The 23212-nt window shown below is 53.4% G+C and carries 23 protein-coding genes; 7 read left to right on the top strand and 16 right to left on the bottom strand.

What is annotated here, in order from left to right; all coding sequences use genetic code 11:
- From BLR00_RS00850 to ftsZ, 4 genes are all read left to right on the top strand, one after another.
- Window positions 1–918 carry a D-alanine--D-alanine ligase gene (locus tag BLR00_RS00850; protein ID WP_176759921.1) on the top strand — a complete coding sequence of 306 codons (918 nt, stop codon included), beginning with the start codon at window positions 1–3 and terminating at the stop codon, window positions 916–918.
- The gene (locus BLR00_RS00845) at window positions 908–1606 is read left to right on the top strand and encodes a cell division protein FtsQ/DivIB (protein ID WP_074630375.1); all 699 of its coding nucleotides are present in this window, start codon (window positions 908–910) and stop codon (window positions 1604–1606) included. The genes BLR00_RS00850 and BLR00_RS00845 overlap by 11 nt, the downstream gene beginning before the upstream one ends.
- Window positions 1607–1671: 65 nt before the next feature.
- Window positions 1672–2910 carry a cell division protein FtsA gene (ftsA, locus tag BLR00_RS00840; protein ID WP_074630374.1) on the top strand — a complete coding sequence of 413 codons (1239 nt, stop codon included), beginning with the start codon at window positions 1672–1674 and terminating at the stop codon, window positions 2908–2910.
- A gap of 65 nt (window positions 2911–2975) precedes the next feature.
- A complete protein-coding gene (gene ftsZ, locus BLR00_RS00835) occupies window positions 2976–4142 on the top strand; it encodes a cell division protein FtsZ (protein WP_074630373.1) in 1167 nt (388 codons plus the stop codon).
- A gap of 278 nt (window positions 4143–4420) precedes the next feature.
- Here ftsZ and BLR00_RS00830 read toward each other — a convergent pair whose 3' ends face one another.
- Window positions 4421–4894 carry a DciA family protein gene (locus tag BLR00_RS00830; RefSeq protein ID WP_074630372.1) on the bottom strand — a complete coding sequence of 158 codons (474 nt, stop codon included), beginning with the start codon at window positions 4892–4894 and terminating at the stop codon, window positions 4421–4423.
- A 26-nt stretch (window positions 4895–4920) separates the two neighbouring features.
- Between BLR00_RS00830 and BLR00_RS00825 the strand changes: the two genes are divergently transcribed.
- Both BLR00_RS00825 and secA read left to right on the top strand, forming a co-directional pair.
- Window positions 4921–5838 carry a M23 family metallopeptidase gene (locus BLR00_RS00825; RefSeq protein ID WP_074630371.1) on the top strand — a complete coding sequence of 306 codons (918 nt, stop codon included), beginning with the start codon at window positions 4921–4923 and terminating at the stop codon, window positions 5836–5838.
- Between the two features lie 92 nt (window positions 5839–5930).
- Window positions 5931–8669 (top strand): preprotein translocase subunit SecA, encoded by a 2739-nt coding sequence (gene secA / locus BLR00_RS00820; RefSeq protein ID WP_074630370.1) that lies wholly within the window; start codon window positions 5931–5933, stop codon window positions 8667–8669.
- A 54-nt stretch (window positions 8670–8723) separates the two neighbouring features.
- Here the strand turns inward: secA and BLR00_RS00815 are convergent, their stop codons facing one another.
- The 7 genes from BLR00_RS00815 to BLR00_RS00785 all read right to left on the bottom strand — a co-directional run bounded on the left by BLR00_RS00815 (window position 8724) and on the right by BLR00_RS00785 (window position 15584).
- Window positions 8724–9281, bottom strand: coding sequence for a cytochrome P460 family protein (locus BLR00_RS00815; protein WP_074630369.1), 558 nt, complete (start codon window positions 9279–9281; stop codon window positions 8724–8726).
- A gap of 239 nt (window positions 9282–9520) precedes the next feature.
- On the bottom strand, window positions 9521–11596 hold the full coding sequence (locus BLR00_RS00810) for a M3 family metallopeptidase (protein ID WP_074630368.1): 2076 nt from the start codon (window positions 11594–11596) through the stop codon (window positions 9521–9523).
- 52 nt (window positions 11597–11648) lie between these two features.
- A complete protein-coding gene (locus BLR00_RS00805) occupies window positions 11649–12923 on the bottom strand; it encodes a dihydroorotase (RefSeq protein WP_074630367.1) in 1275 nt (424 codons plus the stop codon).
- 129 nt (window positions 12924–13052) lie between these two features.
- Window positions 13053–14000, bottom strand: coding sequence for an aspartate carbamoyltransferase catalytic subunit (locus tag BLR00_RS00800; RefSeq protein WP_074630366.1), 948 nt, complete (start codon window positions 13998–14000; stop codon window positions 13053–13055).
- Complete coding sequence (gene pyrR / locus BLR00_RS00795) at window positions 13997–14506, bottom strand: bifunctional pyr operon transcriptional regulator/uracil phosphoribosyltransferase PyrR (RefSeq protein ID WP_074634056.1); 510 nt, start codon at window positions 14504–14506, stop codon at window positions 13997–13999. Before pyrR ends, BLR00_RS00800 begins: the two co-directional genes overlap by 4 nt.
- Window positions 14493–14972, bottom strand: a complete 480-nt coding sequence (gene ruvX, locus BLR00_RS00790) for a Holliday junction resolvase RuvX (protein WP_074630365.1) — start codon at window positions 14970–14972, stop codon at window positions 14493–14495. The genes pyrR and ruvX overlap by 14 nt, the downstream gene beginning before the upstream one ends.
- Window positions 14973–15023: 51 nt before the next feature.
- A complete protein-coding gene (locus BLR00_RS00785; protein ID WP_074630364.1) occupies window positions 15024–15584 on the bottom strand; it encodes a YqgE/AlgH family protein in 561 nt (186 codons plus the stop codon).
- Between the two features lie 216 nt (window positions 15585–15800).
- On the opposite strand from BLR00_RS00785, the gene BLR00_RS00780 reads away from it, so the two are divergent.
- Window positions 15801–16268 carry a sodium:proline symporter gene (locus tag BLR00_RS00780; RefSeq protein ID WP_074630363.1) on the top strand — a complete coding sequence of 156 codons (468 nt, stop codon included), beginning with the start codon at window positions 15801–15803 and terminating at the stop codon, window positions 16266–16268.
- Between the two features lie 170 nt (window positions 16269–16438).
- Here the strand turns inward: BLR00_RS00780 and BLR00_RS00775 are convergent, their stop codons facing one another.
- The 8 genes from BLR00_RS00775 to fumC form a co-directional block, all read right to left on the bottom strand.
- On the bottom strand, window positions 16439–16717 hold the full coding sequence (locus tag BLR00_RS00775) for a hypothetical protein (protein ID WP_074630362.1): 279 nt from the start codon (window positions 16715–16717) through the stop codon (window positions 16439–16441).
- A gap of 294 nt (window positions 16718–17011) precedes the next feature.
- Window positions 17012–17461, bottom strand: a complete 450-nt coding sequence (locus tag BLR00_RS00770; protein ID WP_074630361.1) for a hypothetical protein — start codon at window positions 17459–17461, stop codon at window positions 17012–17014.
- Window positions 17462–17836: 375 nt separating this feature from the next.
- A complete protein-coding gene (locus BLR00_RS00765; RefSeq protein WP_074630360.1) occupies window positions 17837–18325 on the bottom strand; it encodes a pilin in 489 nt (162 codons plus the stop codon).
- 93 nt (window positions 18326–18418) lie between these two features.
- Window positions 18419–18844 carry a universal stress protein gene (locus BLR00_RS00760; RefSeq protein ID WP_074630359.1) on the bottom strand — a complete coding sequence of 142 codons (426 nt, stop codon included), beginning with the start codon at window positions 18842–18844 and terminating at the stop codon, window positions 18419–18421.
- Between the two features lie 188 nt (window positions 18845–19032).
- Window positions 19033–19761, bottom strand: a complete 729-nt coding sequence (locus tag BLR00_RS00755) for a TerC family protein (RefSeq protein ID WP_074630358.1) — start codon at window positions 19759–19761, stop codon at window positions 19033–19035.
- 86 nt (window positions 19762–19847) lie between these two features.
- Complete coding sequence (locus tag BLR00_RS00750) at window positions 19848–21041, bottom strand: patatin-like phospholipase family protein (RefSeq protein WP_074630357.1); 1194 nt, start codon at window positions 21039–21041, stop codon at window positions 19848–19850.
- Window positions 21034–21288: a hypothetical protein gene (locus BLR00_RS00745; RefSeq protein WP_074630356.1), complete on the bottom strand. Its 255-nt coding sequence runs from the start codon at window positions 21286–21288 to the stop codon at window positions 21034–21036. The genes BLR00_RS00750 and BLR00_RS00745 overlap by 8 nt, the downstream gene beginning before the upstream one ends.
- A gap of 491 nt (window positions 21289–21779) precedes the next feature.
- Window positions 21780–23168, bottom strand: coding sequence for a class II fumarate hydratase (gene fumC / locus BLR00_RS00740; protein ID WP_176759920.1), 1389 nt, complete (start codon window positions 23166–23168; stop codon window positions 21780–21782).
- Between the last annotated feature and the right edge of the window lie 44 nt (window positions 23169–23212).

Below are 23212 nucleotides of genomic sequence, written 5' to 3'. Positions count from 1 at the left end.
ATGAGTCGCTCTGCTTTCGGAAAAGTTGCGGTTTTGCTAGGAGGACGTTCCGCTGAGCGTGAGATTTCACTCAAAAGCGGTAACGCGGTACTTGACGCGCTACGGCGCCGGGGCGTGGACGCTCACCCCTTCGACCCCTCTGAACAGCACATGGAGGCGCTTCTGCAGCAGGGTTTTAATCGGGCGCATATTGCCCTGCATGGGCGCTATGGTGAAGACGGTACCGTGCAGGGCGCTCTGGAGCTTATGGGTTTGCCTTATACCGGCAGCGGGGTCATGGCGAGTGCGCTGGCCATGGATAAATGGCGTACAAAGCTGCTATGGCAGGCGGCGGGAATCAGTACCCCCCGCCATATTCTGCTGAATGCCCAAAGTGATTTTGACGCGGTGGTAAAAGCGCTTGGCCTGCCGCTGATCGTCAAGCCATCCCGCGAAGGATCAACCATCGGCTTGAGTAAAGTCATGGCTGCGATGGACTTGCCGGCTGCCTATGAATCAGCGGCGAAGCACGACACCATGGTGTTGGCGGAGCAGTTTATCGAAGGGGTGGAACTGACTGCCGCCATTCTCGGAGAGACCCCGCTACCCCTGGTGCGGATACAGACGGCGAGCGGCTTATACGATTATCAGGCTAAATATCTTTCCGATGATACCCGGTATTTTTGCCCAAGCGGTTTATCCGCTGCGGAAGAGCAGGCAATTCAGATGCAGGCGCTGCAAGCGCACCAGACATTGGGGTGTGAAGGATGGGGCAGGGTGGACGTGATACTGGATAAATCCGGCAAACCCTATTTTCTTGAGACCAATACCTCTCCCGGCATGACCGACCACAGTCTCGTACCGATGGCGGCAAAAGCGGTGGGAATATCGTTTGATGATTTGGTGCTGCGGATACTGGAGCTGGCCCATGTGGGATAACCATCAGGCGCTGGACTTGCTGGCCAATACACTATTTGTGCTGGTTGCGCTGATGGTGGCCTATACCGCCAGCCAGTGGGCGCTGAGTTTGCCGGTGTTGCCGGTGAAGGCGCTGAATGTTAGCGCTAGCAGCAGCGGCAAACTGAAGCATGTGACACGGGAACAGATCGAAAGCGCTGTTCATAGCGAATATATTGGAAGCTTCCTGGCACTTGATCTCAATACCATGCGCCAGGCATTCGGGAAGCTGCCCTGGGTGCGCGTTGCAAGCGTGCGGCGGCACTGGCCGCAGAGCCTGGAAGTGACGCTTGAGGAACATGTCGCGCTGGCACGCTGGGGCAGCGACGCATTGGTGAATACGCATGGTGAAACATTCAACGCCGCGTCTGATGAAGTACTGCCTGTATTCGATGGACCGGCGGGGAGTTCGCATGACATGGTGCGGCAGTATGCTGTCTTTACTGAACTGCTGCGACCCTTGCAACAGCGCATTGAACAGATGAATCTTTCACCCCGTCGTGCCTGGCGGGTTCACCTGGATAATGGAACCGTACTGGAACTCGGGCGCGAGCAGATGGAATCACGGATGGCGCGATATGTCCTGGCGCATGACCACAGCATTGCGCGATTAAACCGGCAACTGAGTTATGTGGATTTGCGTTACCCCAACGGATTCGCTGTGCGATAACCGAAGGAATACAGGAAAAACCAAGTTGGAAGAAAGCACCACGAAATCAAGGGTTCACGAAGCAGATGAGTAGAATCAATGAAAATAAGAACCTGATTGTCGGCCTCGATATCGGCACATCGAAGATTGTCGCCATCGTCGCGGAAGTCAAGCCCGAGGGTGGATTCGAGGTTATCGGCATGGGTAGCCATCCCTCGCGCGGCCTGAAAAAAGGCGTGGTCGTCAATATCGAGACGACGGTGATGGCGATCCAGCGCGCGCTGGAAGAAGCAGAGCTCATGGCCGATTGCAAAATCCGCGAGGTATATACCGGCATTGCCGGCAGCCATATCAAGAGCTTCAATTCGCATGGAATGGTTGCGATCAAGGACAAGGAAGTATCGCGGCTGGACGTGGAACGTGTGATGGAAACCGCCAAGGCCGTGAATATTCTCAACGACCAGCAAGTCCTCCATGTCCTCAACCAGGAATTCATTATCGATGGGCAGGAAGATGTGCGTGAGCCTATCGGCATGAGCGGCGTACGGCTGGAGGTTAAAGTGCATATCGTCACCGGTGCGGTGTCCGCGGCGCAGAACATCATGAAATGCGTGCGCCGCTGCGGACTGGAAGTGCGCGATCTGGTGCTGCAACCGCTGGCCTCGGCAATGGCCGTGCTGTCGGAAGACGAGAAAGACTTGGGCGTATGCCTGGTGGATATCGGCGGCGGCACCACCGATATCGCGGTATTCACGCACGGCGCGATTCGCCATACCGCGGTGATTCCGATTGCCGGAGACCAGATTACCAATGACATCGCGATGGCGCTGCGTACACCGACCAAGGATGCCGAAGACATTAAATGCCGCTACGGCTGTGCGTTGCGCGGCATGGCTGACCCGCGCGGAATGGTGGAGGTGGCGGGCGTGGGCGAGCGAGCCACGCGCCAGCTTTCCCGGCAGACGCTGGCGGAAGTGATCGAGCCGCGCGTGGAAGAGCTCTATTCCCTGGTGCAGGCTGAGTTGCGCCGCAGCGGTTTCGAGGAATTGCTTTCATCCGGGATCGTCATTACCGGCGGCAGCAGTTCCCTGCAAGGCATGGTGGAGCTTGGCGAAGAGATCTTCCACATGCCGGTGCGGCTGGGATTGCCGCACTATCGCGGCGGGCTGGCGGAAGTGGTGCTCACGCCGCGATGCTCCACCGGAGTAGGACTGATCATGGCCGGCATGGAGCAGGTTCAACGGCATCAGCATACCAAACTGCAAGGCAACTCATTCAAACGGATTCTCGAAAGAATGAAGAGCTGGTTTCAGGGCAATTTTTGATAGCAGGCGCTTAAAAGCAGGAGCCTGCATAAAGTGTGATTAACAATTTTTAAAGGAGAAACGCCATGTTCGAAATAATGGATACACAAACTCAGGAAGCCGTTATCAAGGTCATTGGCATCGGCGGCTGCGGCGGCAATGCGGTGGACCACATGATCCAGAATGGGGTGCAAGGCGTCGAGTTCATTTCCGCCAACACCGATGCCCAGGCATTGAAGCGTAATCAAGCGCGCACCCAGTTGCAATTGGGTTCCGCGATCACCAAGGGATTGGGTGCGGGAGCCAATCCGGAAATTGGACGCGACGCGGCGATGGAGGACCGCGACCGCATCGCGGAACTGATCGAAGGCGCCGACATGCTGTTTGTCACCGCCGGCATGGGCGGCGGCACCGGTACCGGCGCCGCACCGGTGGTGGCGCAGGTGGCGAAGGAACTGGATATTCTTACCGTGGCGGTGGTTACCAAACCCTTTTCTTTCGAAGGAAGACGCCTTAAAGCGGCGCAGGCCGGCATGGAAGCCCTGTCGCAGCATGTCGATTCGTTGATCGTGATTCCCAATGACAAGCTCATGGTGGTGCTGGGTGATGATGTCAGCATGCTGGATGCATTCAAGGCAGCCAATAATGTGCTATATGGCGCGGTAGCGGGCATCGCGGAGGTGATCAATTGCCCGGGCCTGGTAAACGTCGATTTCGCCGACGTGAAAACCGTCATGTCGGAAATGGGCATGGCAATGATGGGCTCCGCAACGGCAGCGGGTATGGACCGCGCACGCGCGGCGGCGGAGCAGGCGGTAGCCAGTCCCCTGCTGGAAGATGTCAATCTCTCCGGTGCGCGGGGCATACTGGTAAACATTACCGCCAGCTCGGGAATGAAAATGCGGGAAGTCCACGAAGTCATGAATACCATCAAGGGCTTTACTGCCGATGAGGCCACCGTGATTGTCGGTACCGTGATCGACGAGAACATGCAGGACAACCTGCGGGTCACCATGGTGGCGACAGGGCTTGGCGGCGTGGGTAACCGCATGCAGCCCAAACCGCTGAGCGTGATTCACACACGCACCGGGACGGATAACATCATGTTCTCGGACACCGTGAACTGGAAGGAGCTGGATGCGCCCGCCGCGATCCGTACGAACAGGAGGCGCGATGCCACGGTGGAAGCCATGAAACAGTCGGGCGTGGATATGCTGGATATTCCGGCGTTTTTGAGGAAGCAGGCCGATTGAGAAGAAGTAGGTCGGATTAGCGCAGCGTAATCCGACGGAGGCCATGAGATGCATGGCGAGCTGGATTGGGGGAAGCTCATTCTCTTTCAGCGTCGTGACGGTGGAACACCGGCGATTATTTGCAGAGGCGGGGGAGAATGGGAACTAAAGGATTGGGATTGAGTTGCTGGGTTACGGTTCGCTCACCCAACCTACCTGTCGCCCTTAATGAATATATGGCCGCCCCAAGCCCAAACCACAGGGTCGCTGCATCGGTATAGGGTGCCATAGCTGCTTTATCAGGATTCCTCCTCCTGTCCGTTTTGCTTCTTCAGCAATAATTCGACAGCCTCTTTCAGAGGCGACTGAGGCAGCTCCGCAGCCAGCTCAATCAGACTTTCCACGCCGGCCTGTCCAATTTGCCGCCTCCCAGTCGGCCCGTTTGCAGATGCTTCATGTCCTGTCATAGCACGGTAATTTGCTTGCACAGTAATCCGAATTGCAGTAACCTCGTAACCTCTCGCCCGGAATTTTAATAATAACGACGGCAAAATTTGCCTGAGTTTCGCTGCGATCGCACCGTTGTGCGCGCACAGGGTCAGGTTCCCTTCGAAGAACCCACCCAGAGCGCAGCGTTGAGCTAATTGTGGCGGGGCGATTTCCATGAATACCCGTTGCATCGCGGTTAACTTGTCCATGTAACCGAATAGCCGTTGATGATCGGGCATAGTGCTGAGGGCGCCGAGGTAAAAATTGATCTTGCGTGCGGCCATGGCTGAATGACAATTAGGGAATAAAGATGAATATTATTCTAGTTTCCAATAATTTGGCAAAGGCAAGAACACTGACTTTAACCAATGTACATCTTGTACTGCTCGCGGCAGGGTTTGTGCTGGCGGCTGTGTTACTGGCGATGGCGCTGAATTATCTATCCCTGCGCTATGCTGACAAGATTGACAGCCCCACCTTGAGATCGCTGGTTCTGAGCGTGCAGGCGGAAGAGCATCAAAAGACCCAGTCATATTTGCGCGATAGCCTCAACGCGATGGCGGTCAGAATGGGCCAGATGCAGGCTCAACTGTTACGGCTCGATTCGGTGGGTGCGCGTTTGTCGGAGTTGTCGGGAATCAAGCCGCAGGAATTCCTGTTCAATCAGAATCCAGGGCAGGGAGGAGTCACTTCCTCCTTGCCGTCTCAGGATATGTCGCTTCTGGAAATCAGCAACAAGATCCAGGAAATGTCGCTCATATTGGATGACCGGGCCGACAAGTTTGGTGCGCTGGATTCCGTGTTGATGCAAGACAGGCTCAAGAAAAAAATGCTTCCCTCCGTTATGCCGGTCAGCACAAAATGGTACTCCTCCGGTTTTGGTGTGCGCATTGATCCCTTCACGGGAAGGAGTGTTTTCCACGAAGGGGTGGATTTCACAGCCGCAACGGGTACCCCGATCGTTGCCGCCGCAGGAGGCGTGGTCGTGTATTCCGGTTTCCATTCCGAATATGGTAATATGGTTGATGTTGACCATGGCAATGATCTTGTCAGCCGTTATGCCCATGCGTCCAAGCGTACGGTCAAAGTGGGCCAGGTGGTGGTGCGGGGGCAGAAGATCGCGGAAGTGGGCAGCACTGGCCGTTCCACCGGTCCGCATTTGCATTTTGAAGTCAGGCACAAGGGCTTGCCGCAAAATCCATCAAGATTTTTGAAGATGCCTAGTTGAGCCGGATTAATACTCTGCTGCGGGGGTGAGGCCAAAAACCTCACCCCCTTATTTTTTGGACATTTGTTTAAATAGAATTTTTTCGAGATTTCATGCTGAACAATCTGCTCAAGAAGGTCTTTGGAAGCCGCAATGACCGGCTGATCAAACAGTATTTCCAGAGTGTGGGAACGATTAATGCGCTGGAAGCCAGGATTTCGGCGCTGACTGACGCCGAGTTACGCGCTAAGACCGATGAGTTCAGACAGCGCATTGCCGAAGGTGCAACGCTTGATGCATTGCTGCCGGAGGCGTTTGCCGTGGTGCGTGAAGTCAGCAAACGCGTACTCGGAATGCGGCATTTCGACGTGCAGTTGATCGGCGGTATGGTGCTGCATAGCGGAAAAATTGCCGAGATGCGCACAGGCGAAGGGAAGACGCTGATGGCGACCTTGCCCGCATACCTCAATGCCCTGGCTGACAAAGGTGTTCATCTGGTGACGGTGAATGACTATCTCGCCAAGCGGGATGCGGAATGGATGGGACGCATCTATCAATTCCTTGGTATCAGTGTCGGTGTGATCCTCTCCCAGATGGACCACGGCGACAAGCAGGCCGCCTACGCCGCCGGTATCACCTATGGCACCAACAACGAATACGGATTTGATTATTTGCGCGATAATATGGTGAGTCACCCTGTCGAGCGTGTGCAACGCGTGCTCAATTACGCCATTGTTGACGAGGTGGATTCCATTCTGATTGACGAGGCGCGTACTCCGTTGATTATATCGGGTCAGGCGGAAGGCAACACCGACGTGTATGTGCGTATGAATACGCTGATTCCAAAACTTGTCCGCCAGGAAACAGAGAAGGACCCCGGCGATTTTAGCGTAGACGAAAAATCCCAGCAGGTGCTGTTGAGCGAGGCGGGTTTTGAACACGCGGAAAGGCTGCTTGCCCAGAGCGGGTTGCTAACGCCGGGAACCAGCCTCTACGATCCTGCCAACATCAATCTCGTTCACCATCTTTACGCAGCCTTGCGTGCCCATGCGTTATTTCTTCGTGATCAACATTATGTCGTACAGGATGGCGAAGTCGTCATCGTCGATGAGTTTACCGGGCGGCTTATGTCCGGCAGACGCTGGTCGGAAGGATTGCATCAGGCGGTGGAAGCAAAAGAAGGTGTCCCGATCCAGAAAGAGAATCAGACACTGGCTTCGATCACTTTCCAGAATTATTTCCGCATGTATAAAAAATTGGCCGGCATGACGGGTACGGCCGATACCGAGGCTTATGAGTTTCAGCAGATTTACGGATTGGAAACGGTGATCATTCCAACCCATCGTCCCATGATACGTAATGATCGCATGGATCAGGTATTCCGTACCATGGACGAAAAGAACCGTGCCATTATTGCGGATATCAAAGACTGCTATGAGAGAGGGCAGCCGGTTCTGGTCGGCACCACCTCTATCGAGAACAATGAGCTGCTGTCCGGACTGCTCACCCAGGAGCAGTTGCCGCATCAGGTACTCAATGCCAAACAGCATGCGAGGGAGGCGGAGATCGTTACTCAGGCCGGCCGCCCGAAAATGGTTACTATCGCTACCAATATGGCGGGCCGGGGTACCGACATTGTGCTGGGAGGCAATCCGGAGCCGGAACTTGAGCGTATCCGTGCCGATGAGGCTATAAGCGAATCCGCCAAGCTTGAACGGACCACGGAATTGCAGGGGCAATGGCAGCTGCTTCACGAGGAAGTGCTGAAGCAGGGGGGGCTACATATTATCGGCACCGAACGGCATGAATCCCGGCGCGTGGATAACCAGTTGCGCGGGCGCTCCGGCCGCCAGGGAGACCCCGGGTCCAGCCGTTTTTATCTTTCGCTGGAGGACCCGCTTCTGCGCATTTTCGCATCGGATCGTGTGGCAAACATCATGCAGAAGCTCAACATGCCGGAGGGCGAGGCCATTGAGCATCCCTGGGTGACTCGTGCCATCGAAAATGCCCAGCGCAAGGTGGAAGCCCGCAATTTCGACATGCGCAAGCAATTGCTGGAATACGATGACGTTGCCAACGATCAGCGCAAGGTGATCTATGAGCAACGTAACGAGCTTCTCGAGTCTCAGGATATTTCAGAGACGATCGGTGCCATGCGCGGAGATGTGCTGGGTGGTCTCGTCGCCCTCTATGTTCCGCCGCAAAGTGTCGAGGAACAGTGGGATATACCGGGACTGGAAAAGGCGCTGGTTGCCGAATATCAGTTGCAATTGCCGTTGCGGGAGTGGCTGGAGAAAGAACCTGACTTGCATGAAGAAAGCCTTCATCAGCGCATTGCCGGGATAGCGCAGGAACATTATTCCGGAAAGGTGGATCAGGTCGGCGTCAATGTTATGCATCAATACGAGAGAGCGGTGATGCTGCAAAGCCTTGATACCCACTGGCGGGAACATCTCGCGGCGCTCGATCATTTGCGTCAGGGTATTCATTTGCGGGGGTATGCGCAGAAAAATCCCAAGCAGGAATACAAACGCGAAGCCTTTGAGCTATTTACCTCCATGCTTGAAGAGATCAAGACAGAGGTCACCCGGATACTCATGACCGTTCAGATCAGAAGTGAGCAGCAGGTGGAAGCGGTGGCGGAAACACAGCGTGCGCCAGTAAACGTGCAGTATCACCATGCGGCTTACGAGGAGGCGCTGGATGAGGCGGGTGATCATGAAGACCATGATGAGCAGCGCCTGGAGAAGCATCAACCGTTCGTACGCCAGGGTGGCAAGGTTGGCCGTAATGATCCATGTCCATGCGGATCAGGGAAGAAGTACAAACAATGTCACGGCAAACTGAGTTAATTGCGCTCGCTGACTGAGGCAGCGGAGCGCAATTAGCAATCGCGTATCCGCGTATTAGTTTATACGCTTCTGGAAGTACTCGTCGTAGCGGAAAATATAATCCTTGTCTGTCAGCGGCAGATGACAGGCACGGCAGGTGACGGTATCATCCGGCGCTTTCGTTTTTGCATCCGCCATATACATGGCGTATATCCAGTCGCCATTCTTGAGATCCGGAGGCATTACGCTTTCACCCCAGCCGGCACCTTTGCCCATTACCGCCACTTTTAATAAGTCACCTTTGACAAATTTACCATCGGCGCCCTTCAACGGCGTGCCGTCGGCGGCTTCACGCGCCTTATAGATTTCCATTACCGAAATGGTGCCGTTGGGGAAAGCCTCACCCATTTTTGTGCTATGCCCGATAGGGTTGATATAGATCTCGCGGACCTGCTTAGTATCAGCACGCTGGATTTCAGACAGAAATTTAGGCCAGCTCTTGTAATCTGCGGGAACCGGTAACTCACCATCCTTGTATTTCTGGGCCTGGGGCGCGGGCGGCGTCTGTGCGCAGCCCACCATTAGTACTGTAGTCAATATCGTGGCGGTAGCAACCCATCTAACATATTTCATCTGGTTTTCTCCTGTTGTCGAGCGGGATTTAATTACCTTTCTTCCGGTTGAGTCCGTAAATGACAGAAAGGAATTCGTGCGAATATTGATACTATGGTAGTGCCGGAGTGTCTTCACTATACTAGCGTCGGACAAATATCGTTGCAAGTATTACTATACACACTGCCATGTGTAGCGCTCATTAACGGAATCTCTGGAAGCGCTATCCGATGCTTGATCCCGCATTCCCCAGTGTCATTTCATGTCGTTGCCATACCATGGTGACGCAGCAGTGCATCGATTTTCGGCTCGCGTCCCCGGAATGCAATGAACGATTCCAGCGCCGGACGGCTTCCGCCGGCGGCGAGAATTTCATTCCGGAAGCGGGCGCCGGTTTCGGCATTGATCAGTTCCCCGTCGCTGCTTTCCTCGAACAGGCTGTATGCGTCGGCGGACAATACTTCCGCCCATTTGTAACTATAATACCCGGCTGCATAACCCCCACCAAAAATATGCGAGAAACTGTTGGGAAAGCGATTAAACGCCGGGGGAATAACGACCGCCACCTGCTTGCGAATCTCATCCAGTAATTGCTGTACCGTTTTCTCCCCGCCCGGGTTGAAATCAGAATGCAGCCGCATATCAAACAGCGCAAATTCTACCTGGCGAAGCATTTGAAGGCCGCTCTGAAAGTTTTTTGCAGCCAGCATTTTGTCGAAAAGCGCTGGTGGAATGGACTCGCCCGTATCCACATGCGCTGTCATATTCATCAACACCCCACGCTCCCAGCAAAAATTTTCCATGAATTGACTGGGCAGTTCCACCGCATCCCATTCCACACCGTTGATCCCGGATACCCCCAGGTCTTCAACCTGGGTGAGCAGATGATGGAGGCCATGGCCGAATTCATGGAATAGTGTAATGACTTCGTCATGAGTAAACAGGGCAGGGCGAATTTGGCCATTAAGGGGGACGGGTGCGGAGAAATTGCAGGTGAGATACGCCACCGGCGCTTGGATGCTGAGTTCCCCGGCGCCGATCCGGCGGCGGCTGATGGCGTCATCCATCCATCCCCCCCCACGCTTGCCGGGACGCGCATAAAGGTCAAGATAGAATTGCCCGAGCAGCTTCCCTTCAGCGTCCTTTATCATGAAAAACTTTACATCAGGGTGCCAGAGCTGAACACCCGCCGCTTGCGGCGGCGGGACAATGGTAATGCCGTAGAGATTCTCCACCAGCTCGAACATACCCCGCAATACACTGGTTTCAGGGAAATACTGCTTCACCTCCTGCTCGGAGAACGCATAGCGGTCAAGGCGCAGCTTCTCACTGGTATAAGCCAGATCCCATGCCTCCAGTTTTCCCAGTTGCAGCTTGCCGGCCGCGAACCGGGACAATTCTTCCAGATCGCGTTCAGCGTAAGGCCGGCCCTTGGCGGCAAGCTCACCCAGAAAATCCAGCACCTGTTTGGGGGTCGAGGCCATTTTTGTCACGAGCGATACCTCGGCGTAGCAATCAAACCCCAGCATCCGCGCCTCTTCCTCGCGCAGTTCAAGTATCTTGCTGATAAGCGGCGTGTTATCCCATTCCACTTTGCTCAGTTCACTCGCGCGGGTGGAATACGCACGATACATTTTCTCGCGGAGCCCCCGATTATCCGCATACTGCATGACGGGCATATAGGAAGGGGCATGCAATGTGAATTTCCAGCCTCGCGCACCCTCTTTTGCGGCATTTTCCCTTGCCGTTTCCAGCACGTCCGCGGGGATACCGGATAACTCGTCCGCATCCTCCACCTGCAGCACAAAATTATTGGTGGCATCCAGCAGGTTATCGTTGAATCGGGAAGAAAGCGCCGACAGCTCTTCCTGAATTTCGAGAAAACGTTTTTTCCCCTGTGGCTGGAGTTCCGCTCCGCCTAAACGGAAATCGCGCAACTCATTCTCGACAATTTTTTTTCGTGCGCGGCCCAGGCTCTCAAATTCCGCGCTATTGCGGAGCAATTTGAATTTCTCGAATAACGCCTGATCCTGACCCAATTCGGCATAATACTGAGTTACGTGCGGCAGATTGGCGTTATATATTTCGCGTAATTCCGGACTGTTCACCACAGCGTTCAAATGCGAAACCTGGCCCCAGGCACGAGACAAGCGCTCGTTGGCATCATCCATCGGCTGCACGAAATTCCGCCAGGTGGGTATGGCGGCATCGTCGCGTATCCCGGCAATGATAGCGCGGTTATCGGCAAGCAGTTGCTCTACCGCCGGAGTGATATGTTCGGTTCGAATATCCGCGAATCGCGGGAGTCCGGAAAAATCCAGCAGAGGGTTTGTCATGGTGCTCCAAATAGTGATTACAGATGTGGGTGAATCGTAACCGCAGGCTGTATTAGCCCTGATGCACAATATTGCCGTGGACCAAGGTATATTTTACTCTGCCTTGCAGCTCCATACCCAGAAACGGTGTATTTTTGCCCTGGCTTTTGAGTGCGGCCGCTTCCACCTTCCAGTATTGATCCGGGTCGAAAATGCACACATCAGCGGCGGCGCCGAGAGATAGGCGACCTGCATCTATCCCCAGTATCCGGGCGGGCTCCACGGTAATCCTGGCCACCGCGGCAGCCAATGGCATTTTCATTTCCATCGCCCATTTCAAGGTCAGCGGCAACAACAACTCCAGGCCGGTGGCACCCGCTTCGGCTTCACCAAAGGGTAATAGCTTGGCATCGTCGTCCACCGGTGTGTGGTCGGAACATATCGCGTCTATCGTGCCGTCCAGCAAACCGGCGCGTAGCGCATTACGATCACTTAATCCCCGCAGTGGAGGAACAAGATGGCAATTGGAATCGAAAAATCCGATATCCATTTCCGAGAGGTGTATGTGATTGGCCGTCACATCACAGGTAACCGGCAAACCTTGCTGCTTCGCCGTCCGCACCATGGCGACGCCTTCCGCACTGGAAATTCTGCACAGATGCACGGTAGCGCCTGTCTCCCTTGCTATCAAGATAATATTCGATAAGGCTACGGTTTCCGCACATACGGAAACCGCTGGCAGGCCCAACCGCGTCGCCACCTCGCCGTCATGGGCCACGCCACCGTCGGCGAGGCTTGCATCCTGGGGACGCAACCATACGCCAAAGCCGAAGGTGGAAGCGTATTGCATCGCGTGCATCATGACGCGTGCGTTGGTAAGCGGCATATCGGACTGGCCAAAAGCGACGCAGCCCGCGTCACGCAGTTCAGCCATCTCCGTGAGCCTTTCACCTTTCAGACCTTGAGTGAGCGCCCCAATGGGATAGAGATGGGCCTGGTTGAGGCTTCTGGCGCGATGCTTCAGCATTTCCACCAACCCCGGTTCGTCCAGCGGCGGATCGGTGTCTGGCGAGCATGCCAGGCTGGTGATGCCGCCCGCTACAGCGGCTTCCATTTCGGATTTCAGCGTAGCTTTATACTCAAAACCCGGCTCGCGCAAGCGCGCGGATAGATCTACCAGACCGGGACACACCACCAGATCCTTCGCGTTTATTTCACGGTTGGCATGGAAGCCGTCCGGGATAGAACCCATGCCGACGATTTTTCCGGCGGCGACGAATACATCCATAACGGCGTCAATCCCGTTTCCGGGATCTACAACACGGCCGCTTTTAATAAGGAGTTTCATATTGCTTTTAACCTAAATCCGGCTGTAGCGACCTCACCACGAAGGTGAAGGTCAAGTGGCATAAAAAAATCTTCATGGATCGTTGTGCTAAACTAAAAAATGAGCGGTCAACTGCTGGCGGATTCAGGTTCAGTTACCCGCCAGAATCGACATCACCGCCATTCGCACTGCAATGCCGAAGGTGACTTGCGGCAGAATCACCGATTGCCCACCGTCGGCCACCGCGGAATCAATTTCCACGCCACGATTCATCGGGCCCGGATGCAGTACGATAGCGTCGCGCTTCGCCAGTGCCAGCTTTTCCTGCGTAAGACCATAATACTTAAAGTATTCTTCCGTGCTGGGAAGGCGCGCGCTTAACATGCGCTCATTTTGCAGGCGCAGCATCAGCAGTACATCTACATCCTTCAACCCTTGCGTCATTTCGTGATAAACATGTACACCTAGCCGCTCAACCCTGGCGGGCAACAAGGTTTTTGGTGCAATGACCCGCACTTCCGGCACGCCCAGCGTGGTCAGGGCATGAATCTGAGAGCGTGCCACCCGCGAGTGCAGGATATCGCCGACGATGGCTACGCGCAGATTATGGAAATCGTTTTTGTAATGGCGGATGGTAAACATATCCAGTAACCCCTGAGTAGGGTGCGCATGCCGGCCATCCCCGGCATTGATGACGTGAATTTCGGGTCGTACATGGCGCGCTATCAAATGCGCCGCCCCGCTTTGTGAATGCCGCACCACAAACATGTCGGCATGCATGGCGGAGAGATTATCGACCGTGTCCAGCAGCGTCTCACCTTTGGTTTGCGAGGAAGCTGCGATATTGAGATTGACCACATCAGCTGAAAGGCGTTTTGCGGCGATTTCAAACGTGGTGCGGGTACGAGTACTGGGCTCGAAGAATAAATTGAATATGGACTTGCCGCGTAGCAGGGGTACTTTTTTGATATCGCGCTCGGTAACTCCGACAAAGGATTCGGCGGTATCCAGTATGTGAAGCAGAATGGAGGCAGGTAACCCCTCGGTGGTAAGAAGGTGTTGTAATTCTCCGTGCTTGTTCAGTTGCGGATTATTCATTGTCCCGGAGAATTTTTCTCATACAGGCTCAAGCCCAATTTTCCGTCGATGCCTTTTTCCAGCGCCAGCATTCTATCTGGCGGCAGAGCGAGCGTTGTGCCAACATATTCGGCAGCAATAGGAAGCTCTCTGCCGCCCCGATCTATCAGTGCCGCAAGACGGATGCTCGCCGGTCGCCCATAGTCGAACAATTCATTGATTGCCGCGCGAATGGTGCGCCCGGTGTAGAGTACATCATCCACTAGAATGATATGGCTGCCTTCCACTTTGAATGGGATATCAGAAGGCTTGACTTGGGGGTGCAGGCCAATTTGACCAAAATCATCGCGATAGAACGAAACATCCAGAGTACCCAGCGGAAGCAAAAGTTTCAAATCCTGATGCAGCCGTTCCGCCAGCCATACGCCCCCCGTATATATTCCCACTAGCGCGGTACTTGCGGTAACGTCGGGCTTTATCTTGCTGGCCAGACTGGCGAGCAGTTGTTCTGCATCAGGTAGCTGCATCTTGTCCATCGAAATAGGATTGCAATATCAGTTGTGCGGCCACTTGATCAAGTACAGGTTTCCGCTTCTTTTTTTTGACACCCGCTTCCCGTAAGACAGCGCTGGCACTGACCGAAGTATAGCGCTCATCCACCAGCGCAGTCTTGATGCCAAAGCGGCCTTCGAGACGCCGCGCGAAACGCCGGCTCAACCGGGTTAATTCGTGTTCCGTGCCATCGGCATAAGCGGGCAGGCCCACCACCAGCAGAACTGGCTGCCATTCCGCAATGAGGCTGGCGATAGTGTCGAAACGCCGTACCGTATTCTCGTCGCTAACCGTGGCAAGCGGATGCGCCAAACCTAGCTCCAGGTTACCCACCGCTACACCGATGCGCTTTTTGCCAAAATCAAAAGCCAGAATTGTGCCTATGGGACGATGGCTGCTTCCGATATCCGGTGACAAGTGCTGTATTGTCTGCATTTGCATAGTTGAATATTAAATCTGCATTCGACAGCCGGCTGCGCATTTAGGTTAATCTCAGGAATGTCCCACCTCGTCCGACAGGCTTGAGAAATCTATTCCCAGCGAGTGCATCGCCGCGGTCAGCCGCTCTTCGGACGGAAGCTCGAATATGATGGTGGGCGATGCGGGCACCGTGAGCCAGGCATTCTGGGACAATTCATGCTCTATCTGACCAGGCGCCCACCCTGAATAGCCAAGGGCAACCAGTATCTGTTTGGGACTGTCTCCGCTCGCAATGGCCCGCAAAATATCAAGCGACGTAGTGAGTCCAACCTCGTGATTCACTATCATGGTGGATTGCCAGTCGCCCACCGGCTGATGCAGCACGAAGCCGCGATCCAGCTGTACGGGCCCACCGAACATAACCTGCAATCCTCCGGCAGCTTCATCATCAGAAGAAATACCAAGTTGATCGAAGAGATCTTTCAGCGTGAGATCAATGGGCCGGTTAACCACCAGACCCAATGCGCCCTGTTCATTATGCTCACAAATGTAGGTAAGCGTCTTGGAAAAGAAAGGATCCGCCATGGCGGGCATCGCGATCAGAAAATGATTGGTTAAATCAACACTTTGCATAAAATGGCCGGCTGCATACCGATTATCGTGCGTCTCTCGAAATCCTGATTTGACCGCATGGGTCTCAATGCTATGCTTATTCCCATCAAACCACCTGACTAATTATCATTGTAGAACGAATCGGTTTCCAGTAGTGCGTTTTGAAGGAACTCTGGAATTCACGGTCGCCACAGCGGTCGTTGTGCAGGACTTTACCAATTCTCTGTCTGGTGATCTATGTCATTGAACTGGGCCGCCGCGGTTGTCGCGGGTATTGTCGCGGGAACATTAGCCACTGCAGTACAGCTCTTTCTTTGGTGGGCTTTCCTGGATGCGCTGCCCTGGATGCTATATAGGGATGCGCGTCTGACCGCGGCAATCCTTATGGGGCGTGAGGTCCTGCCGCCGCCCGTCACTTTCAACTGGAACGTGATGATGGTCGCCACGCTGATTCATTTTGCGATTTCTATCGCATACGGCCTGATTCTGGCTTGTTTGATTTCGCGTCTGGGAATGGCGTTGTCGTTGCTCGCGGGCTCTATTTTTGGGCTGAGCCTGTATGGGATAAACATGTATGGTGTAACGATCATTTTCCCCTGGTTCTGGGAGGCCCGTGACTGGATCACGATCCTTACACATATTGTATTTGGAATTTCACTGGCTGGCACATACAAGGTATTTGCCAAGCATGAGCTTGAAACCTGAAGCCGGACACCCTTCTCCGCTTCCTGGCGGGTTTGCTACAACCGCCGGATTCAGATTAAAGCGGCTATGATTCCTGTGGCAGCCGCTCCGGGTTTTAAAGCACTGGAAAATAGTGCGATAAAAAAGGCAGGGGACAAGCCTGCCTTTCCGTAAGTGAAAACGAGCCGGGATTATTTTTTCTCAGTGCTCGCCTTTGCATCCTTGGCATGAGCTTCATCTTTCTCGGCATGCTCCCGTGCCTTCTTCGCATGGGCTTCATCTTTATCGGCGTGCGCTTTTGCATCTTTGGCATGAGCTTCATCTTTCGCGGCGTGCCCTTTATCGCCGTGGGCTTTTGATGAATGCGAACCGTGAGCCCCATGGTGACCATCATGCTTTTCAGCTGCGGCGTTAAAACTGAAAGTGGCAGCGAAGACCATTGCGGTCAGCATCGATAACAGTTTGTTCATTTTTTTCTCCAAAGTTCAGTACGATATTAATCGGTAAATAAAACCAGGTTCTCCTGCTTCCTTCTGCTGTGTTTTTCTGTTTCTTTTAATTATAACGTAGCTTATGGCCTATGGTTGACAGGTATCGAGACGTACCGTCCCAACAAGAAAAACCATCAGTTAGATTTTTACCCGATGTTCCCGATGCAGATTCTGGGGAGGCGGTCCCGGTGCTTCCCAGGGCTTAAGCAACCGCTATAGTATGCAGCTTATATTATAGTTAAATGAATTCCCGGTCAAAATGTGATCGGGAATTCAGCTTGCGTGGCGTAAAAGATTCGAGACGAGCGTGTGAAATTGTTTTTTGGGGTCTGGCTCCGTGCCGGGATTCAGTTCCGCCGCCATGCACTTATCGTCAGTGACTTCAGTGCGGCAGAATTGATAATAGTTATCCCAATCCCTGTTGTAAGCCGGGAGGCTTTCCTGGCGAACGTTGGGCTTGAAATCGTCGATAATTTCCTGCATGACAGGCAATCGGGCACAAAGATAGGTATCTATACTTTTCGGCCAATTGGTGGGTTCAGGATACAGACCGGAGAGCGTAGAGAGAATAGCTGAACGAAAATCATCAATGGCATTAGCACGGTGCTTGCGGTGGATCAATTCGTATATTCCCGAGATAACGATTGCCACAGCGAGTAAAACCAAGGGCCACATGGGTACTTGATTGAAGTATCCAGATATTTGATCGGTGTATTCGTTCATGTATTCCTTTCCGGGTTTCCGATTGTGTTACAGACTGATGGATGAGCACCGTGCTGTCATCCTGATTGTTTTTCTTCCTTCTTCTTTCGCCATCGTTCCTTAATTCAAGCCAGCAGGCGAGGGGCGGCGGTTAAATTCTGATGGATCGGTTCGCGATGGAACCCGCTTCAACCGACAGGAGTAAACGGCCATGTCGGGATTATAAGCTTTAAGGGGTTATGGTCAATTGTCCAATAAATGGATTCAGCCAACCATGTGTAGTGAGCCAGAAATACTGTTACGTAAAAACAACGGCTGGATCTCCGTCTGTTTGACACCTATCCAGCTATTTGTTTCAACCCCGGTCCACTATTTGCAACCGTTACTCATCTCACGCTACTTGCAAACCGAGGGGCGATGTTGAGGTAGCACGTTGCCTGCAACAAGACCAGGAACGCCGGTTGTGGGATCGGTATTATCGTTGCAAATCCATTTCACGCCATCTTTTGTCGCGACTACCAGGGTTCTGCCGGTTCCTTCGTTCAAAAGGCCTGCGCTAACTCCGTTATTCTTGAACGTTGCCGTGACCTGAAAACCGGGAGCAAGTGGTAAAGACGTGAGACTGGCGACATATCGGCCTGTCCGCGTCGCCACCAGGCTATCAAACTCCGGCCTCGTCGGCCACCTTCCCTTATCGGAATAAAATCCGGTAATGGGGGATTCCACGCTTTGCAGGAGACTGAAGGCTTCCGTTACCTGATCTCGCGCCACGGAATCCTCATAAAGCTGATATGCTGGCGGAATAGCTATCGTCGCCAGAATGCCGATAATGGCGAACGTCATCATTGTTTCGATCAAAGTTAAACCTTTTTGATCCTGCTCCATCTTGATAAAACTCCTTTTTGATTAACATCCGTATTCTTGAAGACACGGTATTGAACCCGAATCCAGCCGTTGTGCCGGATCCAGGTTACGTTCTCATTTGATCAGCAGCACGGGTACGGTCGAAAGCTGCATCACCTTGCTGGCTACGGAACCTAGCAGTAACCCTTTCACCACGCCGAGTCCGCGCGGTCCGATGACTATTTGGTCGAACCCCATCTCTTTTGCATAGCGTGTGATCATTTCCTCCGGGCTGCCTACCGTGATGTGAAACTGGCAGGGAATGCCTGCCTGGCCCAGCAAGTCACGTGCGGCTTTTAGCCCCTTCATACCTTCTTCCTGATGATACAAGTTGATGCTCTCTTTATCGATAAACAGGGTTACATTCCCGTGCTGTGGAAATTGCACATTCAGCAGGTGAATCTCCGGTGCCTCCTTGTACCAATCGAGCAGTTTAATGAACTCGGCAACCGCCTTGTTGGAAGTATCGGAGCCATCCACTGGCAGCAGGAATTTCAGCATTGTATCTCCCTTAATGCGGCAGTTATATTCACGGCGGCTAAAATCCCGAATCCGGTAGTTGACCGAACTCATTTTTTAGTTCATTTTTTACTTGTTTTCTTTGGCTCGGTGCCACAATCTACAAAGAGTTTTCGTTCCTACTGGACTCCCACCCTCGGCAGTCTGGTGAGTTCGCCCAGCTACCGGATTCAGGATAACGGTTTATTTGCGTCATTCGCCAGATCAACAATAGGCGCCATTTTTGCCTGCGTTCTCGCGGCAAGCCATTTGCCGACAACCACTATCAGCAATACGCCGCCGGCGGGAGCCAGCCAACGTAAAAACGCCGCATTGGCATTTACCCACTCCTTAGTGACAGCGTCGGTAACGCTCATATCTCCCGCAATCCAGCCGAGCAAGCCCGCGCCCAGAACAATAACGATGGGAAAACGGTCCATAAGTTTCATCACCAATTTGCTGCCCCAGACAATAATGGGTACGCTCACCACCAAACCGAAAATCACCAGACCAATACTATCCTTGGCGGCACCGGCAATGGCAATCACGTTGTCGAGACTCATTACAGCGTCGGCGATAATAATCGTCTTGATTGCACCCAGCAGCGTGGTACTGGCGTCAATCTGGTGTCCGTTACTATCCGGTTCAGGCTGAAGCAGCTTGATACCGATCCATATCAGCAGCAATGCGGCAATTATTTTCAGAAACGGAATTGCCAGCAACGAAAGGGCAAAGAAGATCAAAATGACTCGCAGAGCGATGGCTCCGAACACTCCCCAGAAAATTCCCAGATTACGTTGCTTCTCTGGCAGCCGCCGGCACGCGAGCGCAATAACAACCGCGTTGTCTCCACCTAGCACAATGTCAATGGCGATAATTTGCAATACCGCGACCCAGAATTGCGGATTTGCGATATCCATAAATAATTCCTGAGAATATGGGGAGTTCGTGAAATGCCAGATAAGAACGTTTGGCGTCCGTCCGGGAACTGGCCGTGACTGGATCGCTAACGAATTATACCAGCGTCCACCCGGTCGCTTGCCTCAGCTCCGATAAATTGCAAAATCTGGGATCTGCGCGGCATCGTGTCCTGGTAACCCAGGTCGATCAATGCGCGGCAGAAGGGCTCTTCAAACAGAACGTAGCTCAGAAGCGATGAACCATCGCGCCGCAGCGCTCCAATGGCGCGATAAAAAAGACGTATGGTACGGGGCAGAGTATGGGCGTGGTGTTCCGCAATCGTATTGATTTCCACGCTGGGAGAAATGACCATCGATTTCACTTGACGCAGCGGTATGCCGTTATCTTTCAGCTTTTCGTCCGGAATCATGCGGAGCGTATTGTTGATGCGTTGCAAGCGCTCCAGATCCAGGTCCAGGCTATCGAGAAAAATGCTGCCCATAATGTGGCCTCCGATCTGCGCCAATGTCGGATAACTGTCTACGGTAACGCGTTCAGGCTGCGCCTCGGCGGTCTTGCGCACACCTATCACCAGCACGCGTTCCGCGCCGAGATGCAGCGCCGGGCTGATGGGTGCAAGCTGGCGCATGGAGCCATCGCCAAAATATTCCCGATTGACTCTGATTGCTGGAAAAAGAACCGGGATCGCGGAAGACGCCATCAGGTGCTCGACGCCGATATGCGCCGCAATACCGATACGGCGTTCTCGTTTCCAGGGGGCTATGTTTTCCGCACCCTGATAAAACGTAACCGACTGGCTAGAAGTATAGCCCCAGGCGGTAATGCCCAGGGCGTGCAAAGCGCCCGTCTCGATACTCCGTTGAATGCCACGAAGCGGCAAACTCCGTTCCAGCAGTTGAGAGAGTGGCGAACTGTCCAGCATTGAGACTGGGGTGCGCTTTGCCAGTCCGCTGAACAGCAGGGAAGACAGCAAGCGTGCAACGTTTCCAAAAACGCCGATGGGATCGGAGCGATAAGCCTGACTGACATGAGCGTTCTCCCATACTGCCGATAGCAGGCGCACGCCTTCATGAAAATTTCGCGCAGAAAGGGCAAGGCTGGCGGCATTTACCGCGCCAGCGGAGGTTCCGCAAATTACAGGAAAGGGATTGCGCGTTTTTTCCGGTAACATGGCGGCGATGGCTTGCAATACCCCAACCTGATAGGCGGCGCGAGCGCCGCCTCCGGTCAAAATAAGGCCGACCTTAGGAGAAGATGGCAGGTGTATTAACTCATTCACCAGTGGCCAATTCCGCCCTTACCTTTTCCAGCGCATCCCGTAAGGTTTCCTCGGGAAGATCATTCAGACAGTTGGACAACATCTCTGCTGCTTCATACGTACCTTCCGGCAACGCGTCACTGTCCAGATTGGCGATAAATACCGCCGCCGCACCGGTAGTTTTGAGCAGACTCTGACGCTCGTTTACCAGCATTTCGATTTCGGCGCGCAGCATGGAAATTTCCTGTTCTTTTAACGTGTGGGGCATGGGCTCTTATCCTGTCAATCTAAATCCGGCAGTTGTGGCGAACTTACCAAAAAGGTAAAGAGTAATCGATGCAAAAAGTCTTTGTGGATCATAGCGCTAAACTATAAAATAAGCGGTCGGCCGGCGGATTTTGGATCATGGCATAGGGGTGGAAAATAGGTGACAAATGAGCGATCAGCCGTCGGGTTCAGGATTAAGCCAGTGTAGTGCGTATGATAGGATACTGCAACAAATCAGAATCAACACATCTCAATGCAGATTGATGCCCGCACGGGCGATCGGAAGGCACAGCCGGTTATTATCAACCTGAATCCGGCGGGGCTGCTGTCGCAAACTCACCCGAAAGGTGGGCCTCACATAACACAGGAAATCTTTATGAATCATAGAGCTAAACTCATGAATGAGCGGTTAACTACCGGATTTAGGTTCAAATGCGGTAGAGAAGGGGAAGTGAAGGGCGGTGGAATAGACGATTTGGGTCTGATTTCAGGTTACTTGCTTTTGGTCATATCCTCTGGCCTGACCCATGTTTCGTATTGATCCGCCGTAACATAGCCTGACGCAATTGCGGCTTCTTTTAGCGTGGTGCTCTCGCGGTGTGCCTTCTTGGCGATCTCCGCAGCCTTGTTGTAGCCGATGTGAGGAGCAAGCGCGGTCACCAGCATCAAGGAATTACGCATCAATTTGTCGATGTGTTCAATATTAGCGGTTATTCCACTCGCGCAATGATCGTTGAAACTCATTATTCCATCCGAAAGCAGGCGCACACTTTGCAGGAAATTGTGAATAATAAGCGGTTTCATGACATTCAGCTCAAAATTACCCATCGCTCCCCCCATGTTGATCGCTACATCATTGCCCATCACCTGGCAACAAAGCATGGTTACCGCCTCTGATTGAGTTGGGTTGACCTTGCCTGGCATAATGGAACTACCGGGTTCGTTTTCGGGAATTTTTAGTTCACCGATGCCGCAGCGGGGTCCTGACGCGAGCCAGCGGATGTCATTGGCGATTTTCATCAAGGACGCCGCCAGCGTTTTCAGTGCACCGTGCGCGTGAACCAGCGCGTCATTGGCGGCGAGTGCCTCAAACTTATTGAATGCGGTAATAAATGGCAGTTCCGTCAATCTTGCCAATTCCGCTGCCATGCGCACGGCGAATTCGGGATGGGTATTCAAGCCTGTACCCACAGCCGTGCCACCCATGGCCAACTCATACAGGTGCGGAAGCGATGTATCCACATGGGTTAACCCGTGATCCAGCTGCGAAACATAACCTGAGAATTCTTGCCCCAGCGTCAGGGGCGTCGCATCCTGCAAGTGTGTGCGGCCAATTTTGACGATACTGGAAAATTCCTCGGCTTTGGCGGCAAGGGTTTGCCGTAGCGTGCCAATGGCGGGTTTCAGTTGATGGTGGATAGAGCGGGTTGCCGCCACGTGCATGGCCGACGGAAAAACATCATTGGATGACTGTCCCATGTTCACATCATCATTGGGATGAATTTTGCATTCAATGCCTCTTCCGCCACCGAGCAATTCAGAGGCGCGGTTTGCCAGCACCTCATTCATATTCATATTAGTCTGCGTTCCTGAGCCTGTCTGCCACACTACTAGGGGGAATTCCATTTTGTGACAGCCTTCGATTACCTCATCAGCAGCCTGAATGATGGCATTGGCTTTATGCGCATCGAGCAGACCCAGATCCTGGTTCACGCTCGCCGCGGCCCGTTTTACCAGCGCAAGCGCGTGAATTAATGCGTCAGGCATCAGTTCACCGGAAATTCTGAAATTCTGTAAGGAACGTTGTGTTTGCGCACCCCATAGCGCGCTGGTCGGCACCTGTACGGTGCCCATGGTGTCTTGTTCTTCGCGATAGCTCATGGAAATCTTTGGCTAAAGAAATAAAAGAGACGGCTCATATTCTG

Source organism: Nitrosospira multiformis (genome assembly GCF_900103165.1).
GTDB lineage: Bacteria > Pseudomonadota > Gammaproteobacteria > Burkholderiales > Nitrosomonadaceae > Nitrosospira > Nitrosospira multiformis_D.
This window is presented reverse-complemented; position numbering and strand designations above follow the sequence as displayed.